Source organism: Streptomyces sp. NPDC029956 (assembly GCF_055574655.1).
Genome location: NZ_JBVHZJ010000057.1, coordinates 1 through 24,561, shown reverse-complemented (window position 1 = coordinate 24,561; position 24,561 = coordinate 1). Strand labels below are relative to the sequence as shown.

Sequence of the window (24,561 nt, the reverse complement as noted above, 5' to 3'; positions counted from 1 at the left end):
GGCGTGCGGCAGATCGTCAGAGGGCGCAGAGTGCGTCGAGGGCAGCGTTGGTCAGGTTCGCCACTCCGGCTCCCGCTGGGCCGGCCATGTTGTACTGGTTGGTGGCGACGGCGGCCTGGGTGCCGTCCTCGCGGGTAAGGATGGCGGTGTAGTAGCCGTAGATGGCGCCGCCCTTCGTCCAGACCTTGCCGCAGTCGCCCGGGCCGTTCAGCACCTCGTGGGCGAGCCCGAAGGACAGGTTGGGCTGGTCGGGGTAGGGGACGAGGGTCTTGAGCTGGTCCATCATCGCCGGCGAGAGAAGGGTGCCGTCGAGCAGCGCTTGGTGGAGGGCCGCCAGGTCGTCCAGGGTGGACACCATCGCGCCCGCCGCACCGGAGAACTGGACGTTCAGGGTGGTGACGTCGACGTAGGGGCGCTCGCCCCAGTAGTAGAGGGGAACGGCGTACCCCCGGACGTGGTTGCCGTACAGCTTCGGATCCGACGTGGGGTAGCTCGTGCCGGTGAGGCCCAGCCGGTCGATGAGTCGGGTCTGCACCTCGACGGCCGGCTCGTTTCCCGTCACCGACTTGATGATCATTCCGAGCAGGATGAAGTTGGTGTTGCTGTACTTGACGCTCGAGCCCGGCGTGAACAGCGGTGCGCGCTGCATCGCCAGCTGCACCAACTGTGCAGACGGAAAGGGCTTGTTCGGGTTGTTGTACGCGTCCGCGGTGACCCTGTCGAGGTATTCGGGCACGCCTGAGGTGTGGTTCAGCAGCTGGCGGATCTTGATCTTCCTACCGTCGTTGCCGTTCCCGGTCACCACGCCCGGCAGCCAGCGGTCCACGGTGTCATCGAGCGACAGCGCGCCCTGATCGGCCAACATCATGGTGACGGCGCCGATGAACGGCTTGGTGTTGCTCCCGATGCGCACCTGCGCCTTCGGATCCGTCGGCGTCCGGGTGGCCCGGTCGCCGACACCCGCTGTCAGGTACCGGCTCGCTCCGTCCTTGCGGAGCAGTGCCGTGGCACCCGGGTACCCGGCAGCGACTGCCGCGTCGAGTCCCTCCTGCATCACCTGGTCGGCAGTCCGGGTCGGCGCACCGTGAACCGGCCCGGCAGCCGTGACCGTGAGCGCGACCGCCACGGCAAGGGCCGCTCCTGCCCTGCGAGTGAGTAACGAGAAAGCCATGGGAATCTCCTTGGTCCGCTGTGAAGCGGCTCTCGTAAAGGGGCTTGCTTGAATGCAATAGAGAGCGAGATGACATGAATCACCTCGCCTCGAGAGTCGCCGCATCATCCGACGAGACCGCACCAACCCGGCGAGGCGTCTACGCGGACATGAGCGAAAATTCCGCCCACGCCAAGCGCCTTCTTACGGCGATCCCACACCGTGGTCGAGCTGTTGACGCAGTTCGTACAGGGAGTCAGGGGTTGCGACTTGAACGAATTGGTCCAGAAGGCAGTCGGTGTGGGCATCGTCACCGGCGCGCACGGCATCGACGATGCCTGCTATGACGTCGCACACAGGGGGCGTCAGAGGATCGACCGGTGTGTCCCCTCGGGCACCTGGACCACGGGTGTTCGGCCCTGCTCCCGCACGGCGCCACTGGTCCTGGTTGTCTTCATCCATGCCCCAAGGCCCCTCGTCTCTCCACCGGTTCGGCGCGGCGCTGGCGCCGGATCTGTCAGGTCGGTCGCTTCTCGTGCGCGCCGGGCGACGGAGGTGCGGCTCCTGTCTGCACCGGCTCTCACGGGCCTGACAGACTCTGTCGTGGCACGCTGCTTTTCTGATGAAGTCCTGTTGAAGCAATGGGACTCCTTCGGCAGGCAGGCAATGGACGCACGGGGCATGGGGATTCGGCGTGAGCGTGAATTCATCGGGTACGGGTAGCGGCGATACCGGGGGTGATCTGCAGATCGATCTGCTCGGGCCGGTCCGGGCCCGGCGCGACGGCGCGACGCTGGTGCTGGGCCCGGCACGACGGCAGGCGGTGCTCGCCGCACTGGTCCTGCGCTCACCCGACTTCGTGACCTACCAACAGCTCCTGGAGGACGTCTGGGGGGCCACTCCCCCGGGCACCGGGCACCGGGTCCTGCCGAGCTATGTCTACGCGCTGCGCAAGACTCTGGACGAGCCTGGCACTGACGGGGGCCGGTCAGTGATCCGCGGGCAGCGCGGCGGCTATCGCCTCGTGCCCAGCGGGGTCCGGACCGACACTGCCGAGCTCTCCAGGGAGGCTGGGAGGGCCCAGCGGGCGAAGGCCGCCGGCGACCTGGATGCCGCACTCGGTCATGGCAGCAGTGCACTCGACCTGTTCCGTGGGGAGCCTCTGTCCGGTCTGCCGGGTCCGCTCGCTGGTGCCGAACGGCAGCGTCTGGTGCGGCAACGGCGCGCGCTGCTCCAGGACCGGGCGGAGTGGCGGGTGTTGCTCGGTGACTACCCGGGTGCCTTGGACACCCTCCTGTCGGCACCCCTCGCACAGCCTCACGATGAGCCGCTCGCTGCCCTGCGGATGCGCGCCCTGTACGGCAGCGGCCGCCAGGCCGAGGCGCTCTCCGTCTACAACGAGACGCGCCGCCGGCTCATCGACGAGCTGGGCGTGGAACCCGGCGAGGAGCTGCGCCGCGTGCACCAGGCCGTCCTGCGCCGGGACGATCTGCCGTTGCTCGGCCAGGCCGTCCGCCCGCGCCCAGCCGCAGCCTCCGGCCGCGAGCGAACCGGGCCGCAGGCTCTCGCGCCCGGGCGCTCGGCCCCCGATGTCCGAGACGGCCTCCCCATCGGGACCGACCACCCTCACGATCCCGTCGGGTCCGATCGCACCGGCCTCCCCGGCCAGGCCCGTCCAAGGCGCCGTCGCAACGAACTTCCCGGCGACATCGCCTGCCTGGTCGGGCGCGACGAGGAACTCGCCCTCCTCGCCGCCCCCGTGTCGCCGGACGCGGTCTCCGTGATGACGGTCGATGGAACGGCGGGCGTGGGCAAGACCGCCCTGGTGGTGCGGGCCGCCTGGACGCTCGGCGACGCCCACCCCGACGGGTGTCTCTTCGTCGACCTGCACGCACCCGGCGCCGCCCACGGGGACGTCACCCCGCAGCGGGCCCTGCGCCGGATGCTGCGTGCGGTTCGCGGCGAGGACGACGCACTCCCGGACCTTGCGAACGGGCTCCAGGGACCCAGCGACGCCGGAGATGCCACGGACGGCCTGTCAGATCTCGTCACAGCCTGGCGCGCCGCCACCAGTGGCCTGCGGCTGCTGCTGGTCGTGGACAACGCACGCAGCGCCGAGCAGGTGCGTCCGCTGTTGCCGGCCGGGCCGGGCAGTCGGGTCCTGGTCGTCGGCCGTCAGCGTCTGACCGGCCTCGACGCCGACCTGCGGCTCACGCTGGAGCCGCTGGGTACGAGCGCCGCCGTCGGACTGCTCCGCGAGCTCGTCGGGGAGTTGCGGGCCGACGGGGAACCTGGGGCGGCGCGTGAACTGGCCCGTCGGTGTGGCGGCCTGCCCCTGGCGCTGCGGATCGCGAGTGCCCGGCTGCAGAGCCGCCCGTCCTGGACCCTGGCCTTTCTCGCCCGCCGGATGTCCGACGACGCGCACGGCCTTTCGGAGCTGCGGGCCGAGGATCGCAGTGTGGAGGCCGCCTTCCGGGTCTCGTACGACCAGCTCGGACCGGAACTGCAGCGTGGCTTTCGCGCGTTGGGTACGAATCCCACCGCCCGCTTCGACCGGCTCACGCTCGCCGCCATGCTGGGCGGCGCCCACGAGGAGGCGGAGAACGTCCTGGAGGATCTGGTCGATGCCAGCTTGCTGCAGCAGCCGCATCCTGGCCGATACCGGCTGCACGATCTCGTCAAGGCGCATGCGCGGAGCCTGGCCGGCGAGGCCCCTGAGGAAGCTGCCGCAGACCTCGACGCCGTTCTGCACCTCTACACGGCGGCGGGCCGCATGGCCAGCGACTGGGGGCCCGGCAGCTTTCCCGCACTCACGACCGGTTCTGTCGGCCCGAGCTCGACCACTGCCTGTTCGCCCTTCGCCGGGTGGCGGGAGGCATCTGCGTGGCTGGGCTCCATGGGTGGCGAGCTCGTCGACGTCGTGGCTTTCGCAGCCGCCGGCGGCCACGCCGACCACGCATGTCTGCTGGCGGAAGCCCTCGTAGACCACCTGGCGGGACACGGTCAGCACCACGAGTGCCGAACCGCCCTGGAACTCGCCCTGGCGTGCGTAGATGCCGCCACTGATCGGCGGATGCCCGCGGCACTGCGCAACTGCATGGGCCTCCTCGATGTCTACCAGGGGCGGTTCCGGCAGGCAGGAGCATGGTTCGCCGAGGCGCTGCGGTACAGCCGGGCGGAGGGCGATGTACGAGAAGAGGCCCGCGCCATCGCCGGGACGGGCGTCGTACTGGGGCAGCTGGGAGACATCGAGAAGGCACTCTGTGATCTGGACGAGGCAGTGGGGCTGGCATCCGACCTTGCCGACGACTGGCTGATGGGGGTGTCCCACTGCAACATCGGCTCCATGCATCACCGGCTGGGACGGCACGAAGAGGCGCTCTGGCATTACAACACTGCCCTGACACTCGCGGAGAAGAGCGGCCGCCCCAGGACGATCAGCAGCACCCTGTGCTTCGTTGCTGAGATCGAGCTGGCCCTCGGCCGGTACGAGGTGGCCACGAACCTGCTGAGGCGGGCCGCGGGACTGGCCGGCGAGGTCGAGAACCTTCCGCTGCGTGCGGCGACCCTGTCACGGCTGGCTGCCGCGGAGCACACGCAAGGCGACCTGCGCTCGGCTGTCGATCTCCACCACGAGGCGCTGTCGGCGCTCACCCCGCACACGAGCACATGGCTGGAGATGGGTGTTCGTATCCGGCTCGGCAGCACCTTTGCGGCAATGGGCCGTCACACCGATGCGCAGCAGGAGTTCCGAGCCGCTCTGGCCCTGCCCGGAGCTCGCGAGCATGCCCGCGAGTACGGGATGGCACGTGAGGGACTGGAAGCCACCGGTACCGTCCCGCGCCCCGACCGGCCGGACTGCTGACCTGACCGTCCCAAGAGACGAGCAAGCGCAACGCGAGCCGTGATCGGTCGTCGGCCAGCCCTCTGGACCCTTCGGCAGGCACAGAGGGGGCACGACTGCATGGCTCGGCGCGAATCAGGCCACCTACGTGGCGGCTCCCCTCTTCCAGCACGGCGCGGGTAGTGACCCCAGGAGAGATCCACCGCATCCGGCGGGTCGCCAACGACGTCGGCGCGCACGTCGAAGTCGACCGCGTCCTCGTCAGGGCGCGAAGGAGAGGATGCGGGGCTCGTGCTGGGCGTCGTTGCCGCTCAGACCGGCGGGCGTGATCACGAGCCGGTCGCCCACGTAGGCGTTCTCGCCGACGGCCCCCATCCCGAACTCGGCCCTCGCGGTGGAGGCGGGGAGCTTCAGCACGTCCTTGATGGTGTCCACACCGCCGGGACCGATCCGGAAGACCCGCCCGGGCCCCTGGAGTGTGCCCACCTGGTAGACGGTCCCGGTCCTGCCCGGTCCGACGCGCAAGGGGTAGTAGCCGTGCGAGGTCTCCTCGGCCTTCACACCCCAGACCAGCTTCCCGGTACCGAGGTCGTAGGCGCCGACGCGGTCGGTGCCACCGAGCAGCACGAGGCCTCCGCCGACGACGGCCTCCCGGCAGGCCTGGGCGTTGTCGCTGGTGTCGATGGTGTCTCCGCAGTGCTTGAACCCCTTCGGCCGGGGGTCGATGGTCCTGCGGACCTTGCCGTCGGGACCGAGGGCGACGACCCGCCAGTCGTCGGCATGGGTCTCCCGGTGCGCGGTGGTGATCACGGCCGGTGAGACGGAGAGCACCTGGCCGATTCTCCGGCCCGGCTCCGTCCGGTGGCGCCAGCGGACCTTGCCCGTGGCCGGGTCGATCTCCCGGATCTGGTCGTACGCCTTCTCCATCGAGGTGATCACGCAGTCGGCGAGCACCAGGAGCCGGCTGCCGCCGGCCACTCTGCCGGGGTAGCACTTCCCGGGGTTCTCCATGGGGATGTCGTACAGCTTCTTCCCGTCGGCGACCTTGTACGCGGCGGCTTTCATGCTCTGGACGATCGCGACGGTGCCGCCGCTGATCGCGCTGTCCACGATGATCGTGCCGTCCCCCGCGCCGGTTTCGGTGAGCTCCTTGTGCCAGCCCGCCTTTCCGGTGCGCAGGTCGATCATTCGGAGCTGGTTGCACCGGGCGCCGGTCCAGGCCTCGACGTTCTGCAGGACGATGACGACCTTGCCGTCGGGGGTCGCGTTGACCGGGGTCTCGCAGACAGGGGTGGGGAGGTCGACGCTCCACAACTGGGCTCCGTCGCTGAGCCGGTGGGCGACGACCCGCTTGTAGATCGCCTGGACGGCGGTGCCGCCGACGATCCACAGGTCCTCGGTCGGGATGTTCCGGCGGGGCAGGTCGGTGCGGTCGTCGACGATCCAGGCGGCGGCCTCACCGGCCCTGCGCTGCCGGGCGATCTCCGCGGTGGTGGGGATGCGGGAGGGTGACGGGGTGGGGCTCGCGGTCTTCTTCGGCACCGCCGTGGCCGACGGCGTGCCGCTCTCGCCTCCGGGGTGGTCCGCCTGAGCGCGGTCCGCTCCGGAACGCTCGCCCAGGACGTACGTGCCGCCGCCCACGAGCAACAACAGTGCGAGGACCGCGGCAACCAGCGGCCAACGGCGGCGGGGTGGCCGAGGCGGTGGCGGGCCGTATCCCTCGGGGGCATACGGATTGTCCGGCACAGGCCAAGGCGGCGGGCGGTGCTTGTACCAGGGATCGTGCGACTGCGACATGCGGTTTCCTTTGACAACAAGGCGGGCGTCCTCCCCGCAGTGCTGTGCTCCGGGGAGTGTTCTGAGTCATGGCTAGCGGGGTCTGGTCGGCATGGGTGCTGTGTCCGCCCCTACCGGGCTCATGGCCCTGGCAAGGCTTCGCGTAGCCGCTCGACCGCGTTTCAGGGAATCGGGAAGTACGGGATCTCCGCCGCGGCAGGTCGGCGATGGACCGGATGTCCCGCTGGTCTGAGACACAGTGACTGACCTTTCTCAATGGCAGGTTCGACCGCCGGACGCACCACAAGGGGTGTCCATGACAGGCTGGCGAGGCGCCCTGGTGGCGCACCCCAGGCTTCGGTGGCGAGTCGGGTTGCCTGGGGCAGCCCTCCCCTGCGCTCTCACGGGCCGGGGGCACAGCGACCTGGGGCCTGGCTACGCAAGGCCGACCGTAGGGACTCTGGTGCAACTCGCTGCTCTTTCGATGAACTCCTGTTGAAAGGCCGGCAACTGAGACAGGGAGGAAGCACAATCTGCCGATTCCTGTCGATCTGCCTGCGTCTCGCTTGTTGGCGTGGGCGGCAGGATCGCCCGGGGCGCGGCGCAGGGTGTCGCAGGCGGTGCTGCCGAAGGCGCTGTCAGCTACGGCGTGTCCTGCGTCGGCAGCCGACAGGGCTGCCGCGCCAGAGGAATGAACCTGGGTTTCGGTTCGTCATTCTGGAGCGCACAGACTTGGGGCTCCACCCGTATCGGAAGTCGAGAGATACGAGCCGGGATCTTCGGGGCACGGGCGGAGGCACCAGCCGCGTGCTGATGAGCGCACGCACGAGCTGTCCTTCGGCGAGGCCGCCTACTGGGCCCAGGCACGTCGTGGAATCGACGCTGACCGTGCTCCAGTCGATCCGGCCCTCGGCATCGGCGTCGGCCTGGACGGCCCGCAGGATCCTCTCCCACGTGCCGTCCGCCGACCACCTGCGATGACGATCGTGAACCGTCTTCCAGCTATCGAAGCAGACAGGCAGGTCCCGCCAGGGGAGGCCGGTCCGCTGCCGGAACGGAATCCGTTGATCACGCGGCGGTGGGATTGCCGGCGTCCACCCCGCCCGCGATTCGCTGGCACGTGCGGCTCCGGTCGAGCCCCCTCTTCATCCGAAACATCTCCCGCCCCATGTCCCACGGAACGGGTGCCAAGCGGAAGCGTCACGCGATCCATCGGGCACGCCCTGGGCGGCCTGTTCCCGGCCGCGGAACAGTGGGGTGCGCACGAGGTACTCCTTCAGTCTGAGGATGGAGGGTCGGATCGTTTGATGGCCCGGCCGACGAGCACGGCGAGCGGGGTCACGATCGCGATGTAGACCGCGCAGATCGCCGCTGCCGTGGAGCTGCTGGTCGCCAGGAGGACGAGTCCTCCGAGGATGAGGGCCACGGTGAGGGTCAGGAGGACAAGGCGCATGAGAGGTTCAACGATCGCGGAGCTCGTCAGGGCTGTTCACGGTCTGGCCGGCTTCGATCCAGACGTCGTCAGCGAGGTCTTCGAGGGAAGGGGTCTCCATGGCCCAAGCCTAGGGTTCGGCCGGGGGCGTTTCGGTGGTTTCGTGGCAGGATCCCCAGTATGAGTGAGTGGGGATCGCCCTGATCGCCGCCGTTTCGGCCATCGCGGGCAGCATCGCAACAGGTGGGTTCACGAGGAACGCCGGCCACCGGCAGGCCGCCGCCGCAGAAGCCGCGGGACAGGCGCAGGCAGACACACCGAGCCGTTTCCAACCTCACGTCGATGCGAGGTGAAGGATGAGGACGGCATTCACGACCTCGGTGATTCGGTTGGTGCTGCAGCGGAGCTTCCGCAGAAGGCGCCACCCTTTGAGGGAGGCCATGGCCTGCTCACCGAGACAGCGGATCTTGGCGTGGGTGGCGTTGTGACGGCGCTGCCACCGCTTGCGGCACCGGCCCTGAAACGGTACGCGGACGGGGCCGCTCAGGGATGACCTCCGGTCATGGCCGGGAGTACCACAAGCGCACCGGATCGCGCGGAGAACAGTGGGAATTCATGGTGAGATGGTGGCTGACCCCGAGAAAGGTCGCGCGATGATCTACAGCTGAACTGCGGGATCAATCGCTCTCACCACGTGACCATCCGTGGTCCCGCCCGTGCATGTCCAGACCGGGGCCTCATGGACGTAACCTACATGCAGACCGCGGCCGTGCTCGCCGCAGACGGGCCAGGTCACGCGATGGTGGCTCATGACGAATTCCTGCACTCCTTCTGCCACAGCGCACAGAACCTCTTCCGAATCGGGTGTGGAGACCTCCGCCGACTTGATGTGGACCACGCCGACCGGTCCCAGTTCCGGGTCGCGAACGTATGTGATGTAGGTGAAGTCGTCGCCGGTGGTCGCTTTTCCGGTGCACTGCTCCGCCGACTTGGTGACTGTCTCGAACGCTGATCTCGCCATGGAGAAGGTTCGCGCGGTCCAGGATTCACAGAACTCCGATTCCGGAATCTCTCCACGCTCGCCGTACAGCTCGGCCATCCACGTCAGCACCTCCTCGGGGAGTTGCTCCCCGTGCCGCCAGACCGCTCGCAGCATCCGGTCCTGCCAGTCCGAGAAATTCGACATCATCGTTGCCTTCCGACGGTAATGAAAGCCGGGGAGAAGTGGCTGCCCACTTCATATCGACCGCCCAGGCCACGCTCGACGAACAACGTCGCGCACGTGCGGAAGAGCATCGGCGAAGGGCGTACGCCGATCGGGTCAGCGTCCACTGGGCGAGCACACACTAGTCCCCGTCGGGCGAACAACTACACCTGCTTGTCGGTGCCTTCCTCTAGCATCCGGCCATGAGCATGATCGGAGAGTACGCCCGCCTGACCCCTTCCGAACTCGATCGCTCGCATTCCGTGACCCCGATTGGGCTCAGGAACTCGTCGGCGATCTGATCGAGGCGGAGTTGGAGGCAGCACTCACTACGTCGTGTCCGGGGCGTTGACGCAGGCATGGGGCGGGGTGACCTGAGTGACGCCGAGCGGGAACGGCTACGGCCGTTCCTGCGGTGAGCAACAGGCGTTGTGGCCGGTGGCGGAACCATCGGCAGGTGACCGACGGGATTCTGCACCGGGTCCGAACCGACCCGCCGTCGGCACCCCCCAAGAGGGGCCGAAGTCCCAGAACACCGGGACGAAACCGCGTGGCAGAGCCTGCACGTCCGCCTGGTGGAGGTGGTGCGGGAGGCGAAGGCCTGGGCCGCTCACGCGGCGGATTCACCACCAGGCTTCACCTGAGCGCGGACGGCCGCTGCCACCCGCTCGTCGAGGAAGGGCCTGCCCGCCGGCAGGCGGGTGGGAAGCCCCATCGGCGGCTCGACGGGCGGGCCCGTCACCTCGATCGTCATCAGCGGTCCGGAGACTGTCTCTGCCCGAAGTTCGTACCTGCCGCGCAACGTGCCCCGGATCAGGAGGTCGACGCGGTTGCCCATGGCCATGTCCACCAGTTGCCGAGCGACCGGTGCGCCGAAGGTGACACCGTCCTGTGCGATCTGGTGCACCGTCATGGTGCCGCCGCTCCCGGTGACCGTGAGCCGCAAGCCGGTGAAGGCGGTCGCGGCCACCAGCCGCCACCGCTGGACCTCGCCCGGGCGCAGGGTGATGGTGGGGTTGACCGATCCGTCCACGGCGAAGGTGGACGGGATGCCCTTCACCCAGCTGCCCGAGGTGAACGCGGGGACCGTGCCGTCCTTGAGCTTGAGTTCGTTGATGCAGACGACGACATCGGCAGCCACCTTGATCTCCGGGACCTCGTCGACGTCGCCTTCGACGACGATCACACCCGTCATGCCGCCGACGAGTTGCTCGGTGGTGGCTCCGTGCAGGTGCGGGTGGTACCAGTAGGTGCCGGCGGGGTGGTCGGCCGGGAGGAGGATGGTCGTCGTGTACTGCGGTTCCGCGACGCCGGCCGCAGCCTCCTCGGCCGTGCGGGGTGCGAACTCGCGCCAGACGTTGCCGGGCGGCCCCGACGGGGACACGTGCATCCCGTGGGTGTGCAGGTTGAAGCTGTTGGCGTGGTGCAGCGTGTTGTGTCCACCCTGGTGAGGCGGGTTCGGCGGCAGGCCGTTGACCTGCGTCAGCCGTAGCGTGTCACCACCGCGCAGGCGCAGCGTCGGCCCTGGAATCGCCCCGTTGTAGGCACGCGTGGTGACAGAGCCGTAGCCGGGGATGGGAAATGTCTGCGAAGCGGACGTCGAGGGTCTGGGCGAGAACCGGCGAGGCCGAGCCGGGTCCGGGCCGCGAGACCGCTAAGGCCGGCTGCGGAAACGGCGCGGGCGACGGTGTCGCACGGCGTCCGTCGAGAAGCCTGCCAGGCGCCGCCGCGAGGCCGACGCCGGAGATGGCCTTGAGTACCGATCGACGGCGAATTCTCCCGATTTCTCCCATGAGCCAGCAATCTAGATCCACTCGGTCCGGGTGCCTCGGATGGCACACCGCGCGACACCCCCGGCCGCCTCGACCGAGCGCGTATCGAACGAAGCCGGCTCCTTCGGGAAGGCACACAGCGGACGTCAACTGACCGGATTCACGCCTCGGAAGTCGGGCCGGGGACGAAACTCCTGATCATTCTGGCCCTCGCCCAGGACCTGGGTGCCTCCCGAATCCCCGTAGGGGGCTGTCGCCTCTCGTGAGGAAAGCCACAAGCATCCCGGACCCGCCTGTTCAGTGTGCTGAACTGTGCGGCGGAGAGCGGCTGGAGCACCGGAAGGATCGTACGCACCCGAGGGCAGCGCCGTCGCGGTGGCCTGCCTGCTCGCATCGAGCGTCCGCTCAGGCAGGCGGGACGCCACGGCGACGAAGGCCGTGATCTCGGGGGGAACCGTGGCCATGTGCCCGCGGTGTCCGGCGGTCCATGCGGCAAGAGCCTTCGACTCTAGTGCCAGCCGGTGTATCCGTCCGGGTGCGCTCCTCCGGTATCCCCGCCCAGCAGTCCGACCACAAAGAGAATCACCACGATCAACGCGAGCAGCACCAGCCAGAAGCGGTCCTCGAAGCCTGGACGACCCCAGCCCCGTGGGCGATCGTCGCCCCCACTCTCAGCATCCCCGTCTTCGTCGCTCACCGCGCACCCCCTCCATCCGTACCCATGGCACTGCGCCACGCGTCGGGCGTCAAGCCCCCATCGCCCCGGGGTATTTCGAGACAGGCTGTCGGAAGTCGACAGTTCGGCAGTCACACAGGCTCTACCGCTTCATACCCGCAGGTCGCGACACCGTGGGCCATCCAGTCCTGTCGGTGTGGGGAACCGACATCATCTGCTACGGCCACGATCTGACCGACTACATCGACCGCGAGGTCGACGAGGACGCGCCTTGGGCTCCGCAGGCGTCCGTGCCGTTCCGGATGGACTTCCTCGGCTGAGATCACGCCCGGCTGGTGCCGGGCGTAGATGTCGACTTCTGCCATGCCTGGGGTGTGATCACGACCGCAGAGCCGTCCTGGACAGTCCCGTTCACTGGCATGGCGCCGCGCCAGTCCAACCGAGTGGTGCCTGTCCTGAGACGCGACGGCGTCGACGTCTTTCGGCGGGGCCGGCCGTGGGGCTTCCGCTGGAAGACCGGCTGCTCCTGGTGGACACGAACTGGCGCACCGACCTGACGCCGCGCCAGTTCACCCCGCTCTTCGGCCTCTCGAAGTCCGCAGCCAACCGCAACGTCGATCGCCTCGGGCCTCTTCTCGCACTCCGGCCCCGTAGGCGGTTTCGCCGGGACGTCGTGCTCATCGTGGACGCCACTCCGGTCCCGCCCTCGACCACACGGTGGCCGAGCAGTCCAAGGCCTACCGGTGCTCGACGAACCACCAGGTCGTCATCGAGGCCGACACCCGGCTTGTCGTCACACAGGGCCGATTCTTCGCATAGGTGATCGAGCACCCTATGGCGCATGCTGTTACCGCCGGGTACGGTGATCATCGCGTGAGACGGCGTCCGCTGACCTGGTCGCTGTCTGCACGCGTTCACGGCGGCCGGGGGGACCAGCGCCGCTACGGGGGACGCCGCGGGCCGGTTTACGGAACCGCATCAACAGGGCTACCGGCTGCACGTTCGTGCTGCCAACTTGCCCCTGCGCAACACCTCGAAGCGAGCCATCCCCGTCTGCCTTCGCCTGCAACAAGGGGGAAGACACCACTTTGTACACACGACCAGGCCGGAGCCTCCGCAGATCGCGCAGGCCCGCCTTCCTCACTCCCGCGATCTCGGCCGCGGTCGCCGTCGCCGTGATCGCCGTCGCCAGCCCGCAGCCACCGTCCGGACCTCTCGGCCGGACCGAACTCGCGGGCAACTCGTACGACTGGTTCGACGACACCGCAGCGGAGCAACTGCGGCAGGACCAGTGCCTGATGGCCGACGTGCTGCGGCTGGGTGGCCCGGCCATGGCCGGCACCGCTCAGGACGGCCTCAACCAGCCCGCGGACAAGCTGCGCGTGCTGGCGAACCGCCAGCACTGGCAGGGCACGCCGCTCTCCCAGGCGTACGCGCAGGACCGGACCGCCGCCAGCAAGAAGCTGGCGGACATCAACGCCCTCCGGGACAGCTGGAAGAAGCCCCTCGCCGGGCTGACGACTCCGGCCGGCATCAACAACACGACGTTCCACTGGCCGCCGGGCATCAGCGAGGGCGTGGACTTCCACACCCAGACCGGGCTGACCTCGTGGATCGCGGACCAGTACTGGAAGACCGAGAGCGACTTCTACGCGGACCCCACCCCCAGGGCGGACCAGAAGACCATCAAGGCCGTCTCCGACCTGGGTACTCCGCTCTACGGCAAGGACCCTGACTCGGCGACCAGCACGAACCTGGATCGTGACCGCGCCGAGCACGCCGGATTCGAGTGGCTGAAGGAAGCCACCTTCGAGCCCACGGGCGCGGACAACGCCCGGCTCTTCCTCGCCTCAGGCGGCTTCCCCCGCACCGGCCCCGCGCCGGGCACAGCGGAGTACCGGGTCGCGGTCGAGGACATGAAGACCCGCTTCTCGACCTGCGCCTGGCGCGATGCGCTCGACCCGAACAAGGTCCTCGGCGATGTCTCCGCGACGGCGGCCACCGAGTGGCAGCAGGAGATCAGCTCCCAGGCAGCCCAGCGCAACCAGGTCGTGAACGCCGGCAAGGACGCCACCAAGGCCCTCGCCACCGGAGCCGAGGCCCTGGGCCAGATGCTCGGCCACTCATGGGTCGCCGACCACCTCACCCGCTGGCAGGACCACTGGTCCGCGGGCGGCGTCGGCTGGATCGGCGAGGCCGACGGAATCATCGAGCTGCAGGGTGCGAAGGGCAAGTGCCTGGACGTCCAGGGCGCGGGGACGGCCGACGGCACCCCCGTCCAGGTCTACACCTGCAACGGCGGCGCCCAGCAGGGGTGGCGGGTGTGGGGTGACGACCACGGCCTGTACCTGCGTAACGTCAAGTCCTTCAAGTGCCTCGAAGTCGCCGGGAACGGCAAGGCGGACGGTACGAAGCTCCAGATCGCCACGTGCAACAGCGGCCCCGCGCAGGTCTGGGCGTACACGCCCCGTGCGACCACCGCGCTCAAGCACGTCAACTCGGGCAAGTGCCTGAACTTCCCTACGTACGACCTCAGTAGGGACGCGCTGCTCGCCACGTGCACCGGCGGAGGCTCGCAGCAGGTCAACATCAAGCCCTCCGGCCACACCGGCGAGGTTCAGCCCAAGGCGCACTTCGACCAGGCGACCAAGGGCATCGCGGACGCCCAGGCCAACGCGAAGAAGCAGCTCGCCCTGCTCAAGCAGCAGGCCACCGCCGCGAAGGCGGCCGCCACCGCCTCCGACGCCGCCATGCAGGCGGCCTACGCCATCGCGGACGAACGCGGTGCGCCGCGTGGCCGCGGTCTGTTGGCCGGTCTGCAGAAAGCCCAGGTCACCAGGGGTTCGGTGGCGGCGCTGGACGCGATGGTGAAGGCGGGTGAGACCGCGGAGGCGGCCACGCGTGCCTCTGGCGCGGACAGCAACACCATCGCGCAGCGCGCACTGGCCCAGGCCGCGCAGTCGAAGACGGAGTTCCGCCGGGAGGCCGCACGCACGGCCGAGCTCCAGGCGAAGGCCGCCGCGGATTCGGCCAAGACGCACCGGGACAACGCCAAGGCGGAAGCGGACACCGCGAAGGCGAAGCTCGGTGAGGCGTTGAAGGCGGAGGCCGACGCGAAGGCGGCGGCCGCCAACGCCCACGCCAAGCGGCTCGCGGCCGAGGCCGAGGAGGCCACGGCGAAGAAGGAGAAGGAAACGGCGGCCGTCAAGCAGACCGAAGCCGCCCAGCACAAGAGGAACGCGGAAGCGGAGGCGACCAAGGCCGGCAACGCCAGGACCAGGGCCGAAGCCGCCGAGGCGACCGCGACCGAGCACAGGAACGGCGCCTTCAAGGCACGCGACACAGCCAAGGCCAAGCGCGACGACGCCTGGCAGGCGGAACAGAAGGCCGACGCCGCACGCGCCAAGGCCGACGCCAAGGCCGCCTACGCCGCCTCCCTCGATGCCGCCCCGGAGGCCACCGCCGCACGTGCGGCCGCCGATCAGGCGGACAAGCACGCGACGGACGCGGAGACGGCGGCCGGCAGGGCGCGCGGCGAAGCCGACGCGGCGACGAAGGCCGCCTCCGAGGCCGACGCGGCCGCGACCCGCGCCGAGGCGGCGGCCAAGCGCTCGCGCTCGGACGCCGACGCCGCCCAGGCCGAGAAGCTCAAGGCGGACGCCGCCGTGCGCACCGCGACGAGCGCGGCCGCAGAGGCGATCGACGCTTCCGAACGCGCCGCGTTCGACGCGCGGGCGGCCGTCTCCCAGGCCAACGAGGCGGACACGCAGGCCAAGGCCGCCAAGACCTTGGCGGACAAGGCGAACGTGGACGCCGCCAAGGCCCGGGCCGCTGCGGCGAAGGCGACGGGTTACGCCTACGTGACCGCCCAGGCCGCGGTGGACGCGGGAAGGGCGGCCGCGCAGGTCGCCAAGCCCGCGAACGACGCGATACAGCTCGGATCGCCTTACGTCACCACCGACTCGGCGGCCGGCCTGGTCGTGCTGACCGGGCAGGCGTCGAAGAGCATCGCGGAACAGCAGAAGGCCATCGCCGACGCGCACGCCAGGAACGCGCAGGAGGAGGCGGCCTCGGCCAAGGTCATCGCCGATCAGGCACAAGGCGACGTGAAGGCCGCGTACCAGCACGCGGCGAACGCCGCCAAGCACGCCTCGGACGCCCGTACCTACGCCAACGAGGCCCTCGGCTACTCGGCCGACGCCGCGAAGTCGGCTTCCATGGCCTCTGCTTCGCTCGCCCGCAGTATCGAGTTCGCCGGTCAGGCCGCGGCGGACGCCCTGGCCGCGGACCAGGCCGCGGGCCGCTCCGAGGGCTATGCCAAGGCGGCACGCGACTCCGCCGACCAGGCGGCCCTCGACGCGTCCGCCGCCCGCGCCGCGGCGACCCGGGCCGAACAGGACGCCAAGGCCGCCCGCGAGGCAGCCGACCGCGCCGCCGTCGCCGCGACCGAGGCCGAGCAGGCTGCCAAGGACGCCGACAGGTACGCCAAGGAGGCCCAGGAAGCCGCCGACAGGGCCGAGAAGGCCGCCCAGGCCAAGCAGATCGACACCGGAACCGTCCCCGACGGCGTCGGGGGGTCCATCGGCCGCATGTTCTATCTGGTCAGCCGCACCGAGCAGATCGGTGCTCCGCAGACCCTGAAGAAGACGGCCGGCTGCGAAGGCTGGATCGACGCGCTCTTCTACAAGGGCGACTGCACGATGACCGTCAGGATCCGGTACAAGGCCTTCCTCGACCTGTACCTGTGCTCTGCCGAAGCCCCGGACCCGTCGACGGGCAGATGCCCCGCCAGCGAGACCAAGTACCTGGGCGAGTACCCGACGGACGAGCTGTCCCACGAGATCACGCACACCATCTCGATCGGCGAGTACCAGTCGGGCATCGACCCGGTGGACATCCTCTTCGGGCACTGGATCAGGTGCGCACAGCTGTGGCCCGGTGGTGAGGGCGGCAGTTGGGGCGGATGCGCCTGGGCGGCCCTGGACGTCGCCCTGCTGTTCTCGGGGAAGATCCTCAGGCCCATCGCCGAAGGCATCATGGCCGTCGACGCCGCCATGCGCACCGGAATCGGCATCGCCGACGCACTGCGTGCCCTGCGTTCACTGAGGCTCAACCCGCAGGCCCTGGCAGCCATCGAGTACGAGGCCGGCCTGGCTGAATCGATCTTCACCAAGTGCGAGACGAACAGCTTCCCGGCCACCACACCCGTGCTCATGGCAGACGGATCACACCGCCCGATCAACTCCCTCCGGGTGGGTGACGCGGTACTGGCCGGCGACCCGGCCACCGGAACGGTCCGCCCCGAGCCGGTCACCGACACCTACCAGCACGCTGCCGACGGCCTGGTCACCATCCGCCTCGACGACGGCACCAGCCTGGACACCACCCCTGGCCACAAGATCTTCGCCGAGAAGCGCGGATGGATCCTGGCCGCAGAACTGCGCCCGGGAGACCGGCTGCTCCGCCCTGACGGGCAGCGGATCGCGGTGGCAGGGGTACGTGACGCCACCGACGCGGCGTCCCAGCAGGTCTACGACCTCACGGTCGGCGGCACGCACACCTTCTACGTCGGCACCGAAGGCGCACGGGCGTCGGACGTGCTGGTGCACAACTGCCTCAAGCTCAGCGACGAACTCCTGCCGGCCCTCAAGAAGTACAAGGACTCGGGCGAGATGCACGCCCTCAGGGAGCACGTGCTGCCGAGTCCGGCCGAAGCCTTCAGGTTGGCGCGGGAGCAGGGCGTGCCGAAGACGGTGTGGACCAGCCAGGACATCGCCCAGAAGGCCATCGAGCATGTCTTTGAGGACTACTTCACCGTCATGAAGGAGGGCAAGAGGGTCCGGGACACGGAGAAGATGAAGAAGTTCAAGGAGAGGGTCACCAAAGCGAGGGATGGAGAAGTGGTCCTGGAGATCTCACGGCCCTATCCCGCCCTTGAGTCCTTGGGGAAGACGTATCACCCGGACGGTGTAACGGTGACCAACGCCGGTAACCAGGTCACGCTGAAACTGATGAAGGTCACAGGTCACAGCGGCAACGGTCGTGGCGGCTACGCCATCATGACCGCTTTCCCCACAGGGGTGGCTCCGTGACCGGGCAACGTCCTGCGTACGACGAACTGGGCTATGGCGAGGACTTCGGTCTGACCGCCCTGGCCGAACGCCTCAGCCGTCCCGGCTCCGCCACCGGCCCGGCAACCGCGCTCGGGTTCGCGGAGGAACTGGCCGACCGGTCGGACGGCGAAGAGGCCGTCGAGCTGGGGGAGGACGCCCGCCGCCTGCTGGCGTCCGAGCTCCCGGATCGAGTTCTGCGCACGGTGTGGCTGGCCTCCACCGGGAACGCCTTCGACCCGACCGGCCACGGCATGACCTGCCGTACCTGGCTGGAGCGGATCTCAGAGGTGTCCACGGCGCGGATCCGGCAGAACAAGGGAGGACCCTTCAGCCCGCCGCCGGTGCGGCCGGTGCGGGACTCACGACTGTCCCAGGCCGTCCAGGCGGAACTCCGCGTCATGGCCCCGGCCCTGGCGGACGCTTCTCCGCTGCCGACGCTTGTCGACTGCCTGGAGCAGGTGGTGACCGGCGCCGACGCCGATCTCGGCATGCGCCTGCTGCTCCGTGCGCTCAAGGCGCACTCCGTCCCCGTCCCGTACGGGCAGTACCGCCGGCTGGTAGCCCTCGGCCGGCAGTTCGGCTTCCCACCGGGCGCTGTTCACGACGGCCTCGCGATCACGTGGCCGCCGTTCAGCGCCGCCTCCCGGCAGGGCATCGACGGAGACTTCGGGCTCTCCCGACTCACCAGGCAGTTCACGGCGGGCTGGCACTACCGCGTACCTCGCGAGGCAGTCGCGGCGGCGGCGAGGGGTGACGGCTACGAGCGTCCTCCGGGCTCGGAGGCGGCGGTACTCCTGGAGGACACCCGTCGGGTGCTCGACGCCGGCCTGTCCGATGACGCGATCACCGTGTTGTGGCTGGCCGCGACGGACCGTGGCTACAGCATCGACCGGTTCGGTGTCGGCGGCCGGGAGTGGCTGGAGCAGGTCGCCGAAGTATGCGAGGAGCACCTGGCCGAGGTCGCACCCGCCTACGTCCCGGCGGCCCCGCCGCCGGCCACCGGCGACGGCGACGAGGCCGAGGTCGAGGTCGAGGTTGACGAGGTCCTGCGCGAGATCCGGGGCATGTCCCCCCTCGCCGCGAGGACGTCGGTCAGCCCCGGCTTCCACCCCGTTCAAGGCACCACGGTCGTGGAAGCCCTCGAACAGGTCGCCACCCAGGTCGATCCCGACCTCGGGTTCCGTCTGTTCCTGCGCACCGTGGAGGTCCTCCGGCTTCCGGTCTCCGAGGAGCAGTACACCCGTTACGAGGCCCTCGCCGGACGTTTCCACTACGGCGAGGACCACCTCCTCTTCTCGGTCGACCACCTGGTGCAGCGCAGCTGACGCACCTGCCCGAACCGGTGAGCACAACCAGAGCGCCCCTCCCTCCGGAGGGGCGCTCTGCGCCATCAGGTCGCCAGTCGGGGGCGCCGTTGGGTGTGCCGAGGAGAACGCGGGCACACGTATCGGGGGCTGGCGCCCGGCGCCAGCATCTACCGCTCGCGCCTCTGGGATAGCCACGAAGTCCGCGGACGCCGCGAACGCCGCGACAACCCGGCGGGGCAAAGAACCGCCGTCAGCAGTCCAGGACGACGGGACTCCGCACGCCCCCACACTGAGGTGCAAGGGGACACAGGGGCGCTCCGACGACCAGGCAGCTCGACGCTGGTCCCGCTCATGCGGGCGGGGCCGGCTGGCTTCGTCGAGCAGTGGTGACGTCACTTGTCGATGGGCTCGGGAGGCGCCCCGATCCACGGTCGGGTGATGGTGACGAGTTCGGGAGGCAGGGTGGCTCTTGCCAGGGCAGCATGGGGATGCTCCTGGCGAAAGGTGCTGGTCATGCGGCAGACGGTGCGCTCGGTACGGTCCCGGGAGGGCACTGCCCAGCGTCCTGGCCATGGAGTTTGGAAGGGGAACCGGTGCTGATCCAGGCAATTGGAGCCGTGCTGCCGGCGGCGCTCGCGGTCGCCCTCAGCCCTTTCCCTCTGATCGGGATCGTGCTGATCCTGGCCGGCCGACAGGGCCGGCGCAACGGCCTGCTCTTCACGGCCGGGTGGATCGCCGGTCTCAGTATCGTGGCAACGCTCGTCGTGGTCGTGCTCGGTGGAGCCGACGACCCCGAAAGCCCTTCGTCAGCGATCGCAGACTGGGGACGGGTACTCGCCGGAGTGGCGCTCATCGTGCTGGGGGCGCGCAAATGGTGGCAGCGTCCAGGTGCCGGCAACGAGACCGAGACGCCACGCTGGATGGCGTCACTCGATGACATCTCGGCCCTGCGGGCGCTGCTCCTCGGTGCGCTGCTGTCGGGCGCCAACCCGAAGAACTTCGTCCTGACGGCCTCGGCCACCACGTCGATCGTCGAAGCTGGGGCTCACCATGGCGATCTCACTGCGGCCGTCACTGTCTTCGTTCTCATCGGATCCTGCACCGTCCTCGGCGCCGTCATCATCCATCTCTTCGGCGGACAGCGCGCGGCGTCGTTCCTGGACAGTGTCAGACAATTCATGATCACCAACAGCACCGTGATCACCGCGATCGTGCTTCTCCTTCTGGGCGCCAGCCTCCTGGGCGACGGACTCACCGGACTTGGTCGGTGAGTCCTCCCGTCGTCAGCACGGGTGAGGCGTCACACCCCGAATGGCCGGCTCGCTCACCTTGGCCATGCACGAACCCTACGAAGGCCCTCATCCAGTCACCACGCATGCTCGACGCGGCGCGCGAGGCAACCTGCCGTGCCGTCATTTCTCGGTTCTGGCACAGTCTTGGGGAGCCGTCGCCGAGCGTTACCTCGATGTTCGATTGCGAGGGACCGGCTCGTGCGAGACGGCGTACGCCTTGGTGTCTGACAGCCGGAAACGACGCTCCCTCAGGTGCATTCCGTTCGCTGCTCTGGTCGGTTGTGGACGGTGATGGTGCGGGGCATGCAGACCGATGCACCGTTCTGGGACTCGCTGGTGTGAAGGTCGAGGCGGTTACGGCCGCGTTCGGCACGGTCGAGATGGTGGCGAGAGGCCGCGCGGCCGGGCTGAGGGCGCCCGGCGCGGCGCCCCCGATGCTCTGCAGGTCGCCGACCGGTTTCATCTGTGGCAGGGCCTCAGCCGGGCCGTGGAGACCTGCGTCGCCGCCCACCGCGACTGCCTGCGCACCCCGTCGCCCAGCGGCATGCAGCAGGAGACCACCGGACGGGCTTCCGGTCAGCCTCAGGGCGACGCGGAGCCCGTCGGCCGGCGGGCCGAGCGGAAGAAGGCCGCACATGCCCTGGTCCACGAGATGCTCGCCCAGGGTCACTCACGCCGGGCGATCGCCCGGCACCTGGGCTGGGGCCTTCAACACCGTGCTCCGGTACGCGAACGCCTCACGCTGGCAGGAGACCATCCGCGAGAACCGGCCCAGGCCCAGCAGGCTGGACCCCTACAAGCCCTATCTGGAACGACGCTTCGTCGAGGGATGCACCAGCGTCACCCAACTGCACGGCGAGCTGGTCGCCGAGCAAGCTCCCGTCACCTACTGCATGGTCCGAGCCCACATCGCCGCCTTGCGCGACGCTCCGTCCGCCCGCCGCACCGCTACGGCCCCCGACGGTACGGCAGGTGACCGGCTGACTCACCCGACATCCCACGACCCTGACCGAGGAAGACCGGGCCGGCCTGAAAGACGTCCTGACCCGCTGCCCCGAACTGGACACGGCAGCCGGACACGTCCGCAATCTCGGCGAGATGCTCACCGACCGCCTCGGCTCCACACTTCCCACCTGGATCGACGCCGTCGACGACAGCCAGCTGCCCGGCCTCACCGGCTTCGCACTCCACCTGCACCGAGACCTCGACGCCGTGACCGCCGGCCTCACTCTCGACTGGAGCTCCGGCAGCATCGAGGGCGCCGTCAACCGCATCAAGAAGATCAAGCGGCAACTCTACGGCCGAGCCGGATTCGATCTACTCCGCAAGTTGATCCTGCTCCAGCAGCATTCTGGAACTCCTCAAGATCTTTTGCCTATGGAGCCGTATCGTGCAGGTCAGGGCGGTTCCTTGGCAGTCCGAAGCCTGCCATCTTCTTTTCCTCGTAGGACAGGAAGCCCAGGCTCCGGTAGAACGCGTGGTTTCGGCTGCCCTCTGGTGACGCCTCGTGGTCTGTGGACAGGAGGAAGAATCGGCAGTGGGAGTAGCGCCGCATCAAGTGCTCGACCAGCGCCCGGCCAACCCCTTGCCTGTGGTTCGCCGGATTGACCACGACGTCCTGGACGTAACAGATGTGCTCGTCGTCGGAGATGGTCCGGGCAAGTCCCAGGAGGGATCCCGATCCGTCTCGTGCCGTGATGACGAGGTGAGAGTTCACGAGACCGCGACAGAGCTTATCGACGTCGCTGGTGTAGCCCTCCCAGCCGACCGAGTGGTAGAGCTTCAGCACCTCTACAGGATCGAAAACGCCCTCTTCCGCTATGAACATGTCGATCCCCTATGCGCTGATACCACTTCTCACCGTCAACTCGACATCACACAGGTCGGGCTCGTCAAGATCGATCACTATCGGACCCGGCCGCCTTCCGTTCGAACGCTGGATGACGCTCCGCGACGGCTCCCCAAGATCTGTGCCAGAACCCATTTCTCATCAACAATCCAGGGTGAGCTGATCACCAACTGCCGCCGGAACCCATGCACAAGTGCTTCAACCTCCTCCGTGGTCGGCGCGGGATGGCCGTCCGCCATCGGTGCGCCGTCCGGACGCTGACCCGCAGGTCCTTGGCGATCGCCCCGCCGGTCTCTCCCGGGGCCGACCGTTTCGCCGCCCGTAGTGGTACGGCAGAGGACGAGCAGCTGTCCGCCCCTACGACAGCACGAGTCGAGCCTCGACAACCATGCACGAGTTCGTCAGCCGTCGAGGAGGAAGTCCACCGCCATCACGGCGTGGAGGACGATCATGGCGCTGCAGCCGAGGACCAGGACGGCGCCCGCGTAGGTGTTCACCAGGTGCGTGAACGGCGACACCGGCACCAGCACATCCGCCGGGTCCTCCGGGGGGTGGGCCACAGTGATCGTGTGGCCGGCCTCGCCGTGCAGGAAGCCGCGGTACGCCCCGGTCGCGTCCGGGTAGACGTACCCCCCGCGGGTCATCGTGGCCCGGGTGGCGGTCACCATGACGCCGTACCGGTACAGCCAGCGTTCCCGCCGCGCGCGGATCACTCCGTACAGGCCCAGCCACAGGCCCAGCCAGGCGAAGCCGCCGACCCCAACCGTGAGGATCACCAGGTCCCACCTGCCCAGCGAGCCGGCCAGCACGCAGAGGACGACGAGCGCCAGCAGGTGCCCCAGCGTGCCCCGCAGGATCCGTCGGTGGAACCTCGCCCTCCAGGTGGGGGCGAGCGAGCGGACCACGGCGAACGGGGCCCCGTCGACGTCGTCGCTGTCCGTCCGGTTCGCCAGGATCGCGTTGACCCCGTCGGCGAAGGCGGTGGCCGCTTCCTCGTCCACGTCGTCGATGCGGTGGACGCGCGGCGTCGCCCCGGCCCTCGCCCGTAGTTCGATAAGGACCGAACGACCCTCGGCGCGTATCCGGCCCAGCCCGTCGGGAGTGAAGGTGACCTGCTCGCGCGGGAGGTCGAGGACCAGTCCGATGTCCTCAGCGGACAGGACGGCCCCGCCCCGGCCTCGGAGCACCGGGAGGGAGGAGATGGAGGTCGACATGAGCATGATCGTAGAGCGGGATGCCGTCGCGGTCAGCCCTCTCGGATCCCCGCTCGTCCGGTCCTTCCAGGGGGTGGGAGGGCGGCGAGGGCCGCCACGATGCCCGGCCGGCCGGTCCGGCGCAGCTCTGGCGCGCGCAACGCCTTTGGCTGGTTGGGGAGCTGGTACGCCTCACAGTGCGACGGCTACGGGGAACACGAATGGGGCAGGTAGGGCTGTGCGGACGCGGCGCTCCCGCTCGACGAACGCAATCGCGCGTGGGTGCCGGAGGGATAGTCCAGCTGGAGGGCGACATCCTTCGGGTCGAGGCCGGACCGGGTGCTGGAACGGGAGCAGGAGCGCGGGCCGTTGGCTGGGCCGACCAGCGCTGGACACCGGCCCTGAACCGGGACGCAGATCGGCGCTGGCACCGGAGCGGGTCGCGCAGCTGTCCGCGATCGGGATGAGGCGGGCTTATACCGTGTCCTACGTGGTGAGGTGGTCGTTGAGCTGCCTATGGGGCGGGGTACGTGGAGTTGGATTGTTCCGGATGGGTTGTGGGAGATCGCGAAGCCGTTGATCCCGCTGTCTCGGGTGCGGCGGCAGGGCGGTGGGACGCAGGACACGCCTGATGAGACGTTGTTCGCCGCGATCATCTACGTGCTGGTGTCCGGTTGTGCCTGGCGGGCTCTGCCACCGTGTTTCGGGATCTCCAAGTCGACCGCTCACCGCCGGTTCCTGATCTGGTCGCGGGCCGGCGTGTGGGGCCGACTCCACGAGGAGATCCTCCATCGACTCGACGACGCTGGCCTGCTCGACCTCTCCCGAGCGGTCCTCGACTCCGCCCACGTACGGGCTAAAAAGGGGCGAACTCACAGGTCCGAGCCCCGTGGACCGGGGCAAGCCGGGCTCCAAGATGCACGTCCTGTCGGACGCGAACGGACTGCCCCTCA

At 69.1% G+C, this 24,561-nt stretch carries 14 protein-coding genes and 5 pseudogenes; 8 read left to right on the top strand and 11 right to left on the bottom strand.

Annotation, left to right across the window (positions count from 1 at the left end):
- Positions 1 to 16: 16 nt before the first annotated feature.
- Positions 17 to 1,171, bottom strand: a complete 1,155-nt coding sequence (locus ACZ4XX_RS32535) for a serine hydrolase domain-containing protein (RefSeq protein ID WP_468511449.1) — start codon at positions 1,169 to 1,171, stop codon at positions 17 to 19.
- A gap of 673 nt (positions 1,172 to 1,844) precedes the next feature.
- On the opposite strand from ACZ4XX_RS32535, the gene ACZ4XX_RS32530 reads away from it, so the two are divergent.
- On the top strand, positions 1,845 to 5,015 hold the full coding sequence (locus ACZ4XX_RS32530; protein WP_468511448.1) for an AfsR/SARP family transcriptional regulator: 3,171 nt from the start codon (positions 1,845 to 1,847) through the stop codon (positions 5,013 to 5,015).
- Between the two features lie 240 nt (positions 5,016 to 5,255).
- Here the strand turns inward: ACZ4XX_RS32530 and ACZ4XX_RS32525 are convergent, their stop codons facing one another.
- From ACZ4XX_RS32525 to ACZ4XX_RS32495, 7 genes and pseudogenes are all read right to left on the bottom strand, one after another.
- A complete protein-coding gene (locus ACZ4XX_RS32525; RefSeq protein WP_468511479.1) occupies positions 5,256 to 6,635 on the bottom strand; it encodes an outer membrane protein assembly factor BamB family protein in 1,380 nt (459 codons plus the stop codon).
- A 900-nt stretch (positions 6,636 to 7,535) separates the two neighbouring features.
- Positions 7,536 to 7,983, bottom strand: a pseudogene (locus ACZ4XX_RS32520) (transposase); the annotation flags it as partial.
- A gap of 63 nt (positions 7,984 to 8,046) precedes the next feature.
- Positions 8,047 to 8,223 carry a hypothetical protein gene (locus ACZ4XX_RS32515; protein WP_468511447.1) on the bottom strand — a complete coding sequence of 59 codons (177 nt, stop codon included), beginning with the start codon at positions 8,221 to 8,223 and terminating at the stop codon, positions 8,047 to 8,049.
- Positions 8,224 to 8,536: 313 nt separating this feature from the next.
- Positions 8,537 to 8,743, bottom strand: a pseudogene (locus tag ACZ4XX_RS32510) (transposase family protein); the annotation flags it as partial.
- A 117-nt stretch (positions 8,744 to 8,860) separates the two neighbouring features.
- Positions 8,861 to 9,388: a hypothetical protein gene (locus tag ACZ4XX_RS32505; protein WP_468511446.1), complete on the bottom strand. Its 528-nt coding sequence runs from the start codon at positions 9,386 to 9,388 to the stop codon at positions 8,861 to 8,863.
- Between the two features lie 628 nt (positions 9,389 to 10,016).
- Entirely contained in the window at positions 10,017 to 10,835 is an 819-nt protein-coding gene (locus ACZ4XX_RS32500) for a multicopper oxidase family protein (protein WP_468511478.1), read from the bottom strand.
- An 851-nt stretch (positions 10,836 to 11,686) separates the two neighbouring features.
- Positions 11,687 to 11,875, bottom strand: a complete 189-nt coding sequence (locus tag ACZ4XX_RS32495) for a hypothetical protein (RefSeq protein ID WP_468511445.1) — start codon at positions 11,873 to 11,875, stop codon at positions 11,687 to 11,689.
- A gap of 152 nt (positions 11,876 to 12,027) precedes the next feature.
- On the opposite strand from ACZ4XX_RS32495, the gene ACZ4XX_RS32490 reads away from it, so the two are divergent.
- The 4 genes and pseudogenes from ACZ4XX_RS32490 (at position 12,028) to ACZ4XX_RS32475 (ending at position 19,292) form a co-directional block, all read left to right on the top strand.
- On the top strand, positions 12,028 to 12,174 hold the full coding sequence (locus ACZ4XX_RS32490; RefSeq protein WP_468511444.1) for a hypothetical protein: 147 nt from the start codon (positions 12,028 to 12,030) through the stop codon (positions 12,172 to 12,174).
- A 99-nt stretch (positions 12,175 to 12,273) separates the two neighbouring features.
- Positions 12,274 to 12,661 (top strand): annotated as a pseudogene (locus tag ACZ4XX_RS32485) (transposase family protein); the annotation flags it as partial.
- A 491-nt stretch (positions 12,662 to 13,152) separates the two neighbouring features.
- A complete protein-coding gene (locus ACZ4XX_RS32480; RefSeq protein WP_468511477.1) occupies positions 13,153 to 17,946 on the top strand; it encodes a ricin-type beta-trefoil lectin domain protein in 4,794 nt (1,597 codons plus the stop codon).
- A complete protein-coding gene (locus ACZ4XX_RS32475; protein WP_468511443.1) occupies positions 17,943 to 19,292 on the top strand; it encodes a hypothetical protein in 1,350 nt (449 codons plus the stop codon). The genes ACZ4XX_RS32480 and ACZ4XX_RS32475 overlap by 4 nt, the downstream gene beginning before the upstream one ends.
- 374 nt (positions 19,293 to 19,666) lie before the next feature.
- On the opposite strand, the gene ACZ4XX_RS32470 is transcribed toward ACZ4XX_RS32475, so the two are convergent.
- Entirely contained in the window at positions 19,667 to 19,789 is a 123-nt protein-coding gene (locus ACZ4XX_RS32470; protein ID WP_468511442.1) for a hypothetical protein, read from the bottom strand.
- Between the two features lie 78 nt (positions 19,790 to 19,867).
- On the opposite strand from ACZ4XX_RS32470, the gene ACZ4XX_RS32465 reads away from it, so the two are divergent.
- Both ACZ4XX_RS32465 and ACZ4XX_RS32460 read left to right on the top strand, forming a co-directional pair.
- The gene (locus tag ACZ4XX_RS32465; RefSeq protein WP_468511441.1) at positions 19,868 to 20,545 is read left to right on the top strand and encodes a GAP family protein; all 678 of its coding nucleotides are present in this window, start codon (positions 19,868 to 19,870) and stop codon (positions 20,543 to 20,545) included.
- A 1,026-nt stretch (positions 20,546 to 21,571) separates the two neighbouring features.
- A pseudogene (locus tag ACZ4XX_RS32460) lies at positions 21,572 to 21,835 on the top strand (ISL3 family transposase); the annotation flags it as partial.
- A gap of 106 nt (positions 21,836 to 21,941) precedes the next feature.
- Here ACZ4XX_RS32460 and ACZ4XX_RS32455 read toward each other — a convergent pair.
- The gene (locus tag ACZ4XX_RS32455; RefSeq protein ID WP_468511440.1) at positions 21,942 to 22,394 is read right to left on the bottom strand and encodes a GNAT family N-acetyltransferase; all 453 of its coding nucleotides are present in this window, start codon (positions 22,392 to 22,394) and stop codon (positions 21,942 to 21,944) included.
- A 422-nt stretch (positions 22,395 to 22,816) separates the two neighbouring features.
- Positions 22,817 to 23,629, bottom strand: coding sequence for a hypothetical protein (locus tag ACZ4XX_RS32450; protein WP_468511439.1), 813 nt, complete (start codon positions 23,627 to 23,629; stop codon positions 22,817 to 22,819).
- 495 nt (positions 23,630 to 24,124) lie between these two features.
- On the opposite strand from ACZ4XX_RS32450, the pseudogene ACZ4XX_RS32445 reads away from it, so the two are divergent.
- Positions 24,125 to 24,561 (top strand): annotated as a pseudogene (locus tag ACZ4XX_RS32445) (transposase); the annotation flags it as partial.

Excerpts from the sequence above, each read along its gene's own strand:
- ACZ4XX_RS32535 (WP_468511449.1), bottom strand. The coding sequence starts at position 1,171 with ATGGCTTTCTCGTTACTCACTCGCAGGGCAGGAGCGGCCCTTGCCGTG.
- ACZ4XX_RS32515 (WP_468511447.1), bottom strand. The coding sequence starts at position 8,223 with ATGCGCCTTGTCCTCCTGACCCTCACCGTGGCCCTCATCCTCGGAGGA.
- ACZ4XX_RS32505 (WP_468511446.1), bottom strand. The coding sequence starts at position 9,388 with ATGTCGAATTTCTCGGACTGGCAGGACCGGATGCTGCGAGCGGTCTGG.
- ACZ4XX_RS32480 (WP_468511477.1), top strand. The coding sequence starts at position 13,153 with ATGGCCGACGTGCTGCGGCTGGGTGGCCCGGCCATGGCCGGCACCGCT.
- ACZ4XX_RS32470 (WP_468511442.1), bottom strand. The coding sequence starts at position 19,789 with ATGACCAGCACCTTTCGCCAGGAGCATCCCCATGCTGCCCTGGCAAGA.
- ACZ4XX_RS32455 (WP_468511440.1), bottom strand. The coding sequence starts at position 22,394 with ATGTTCATAGCGGAAGAGGGCGTTTTCGATCCTGTAGAGGTGCTGAAG.
- ACZ4XX_RS32450 (WP_468511439.1), bottom strand. The coding sequence starts at position 23,629 with ATGTCGACCTCCATCTCCTCCCTCCCGGTGCTCCGAGGCCGGGGCGGG.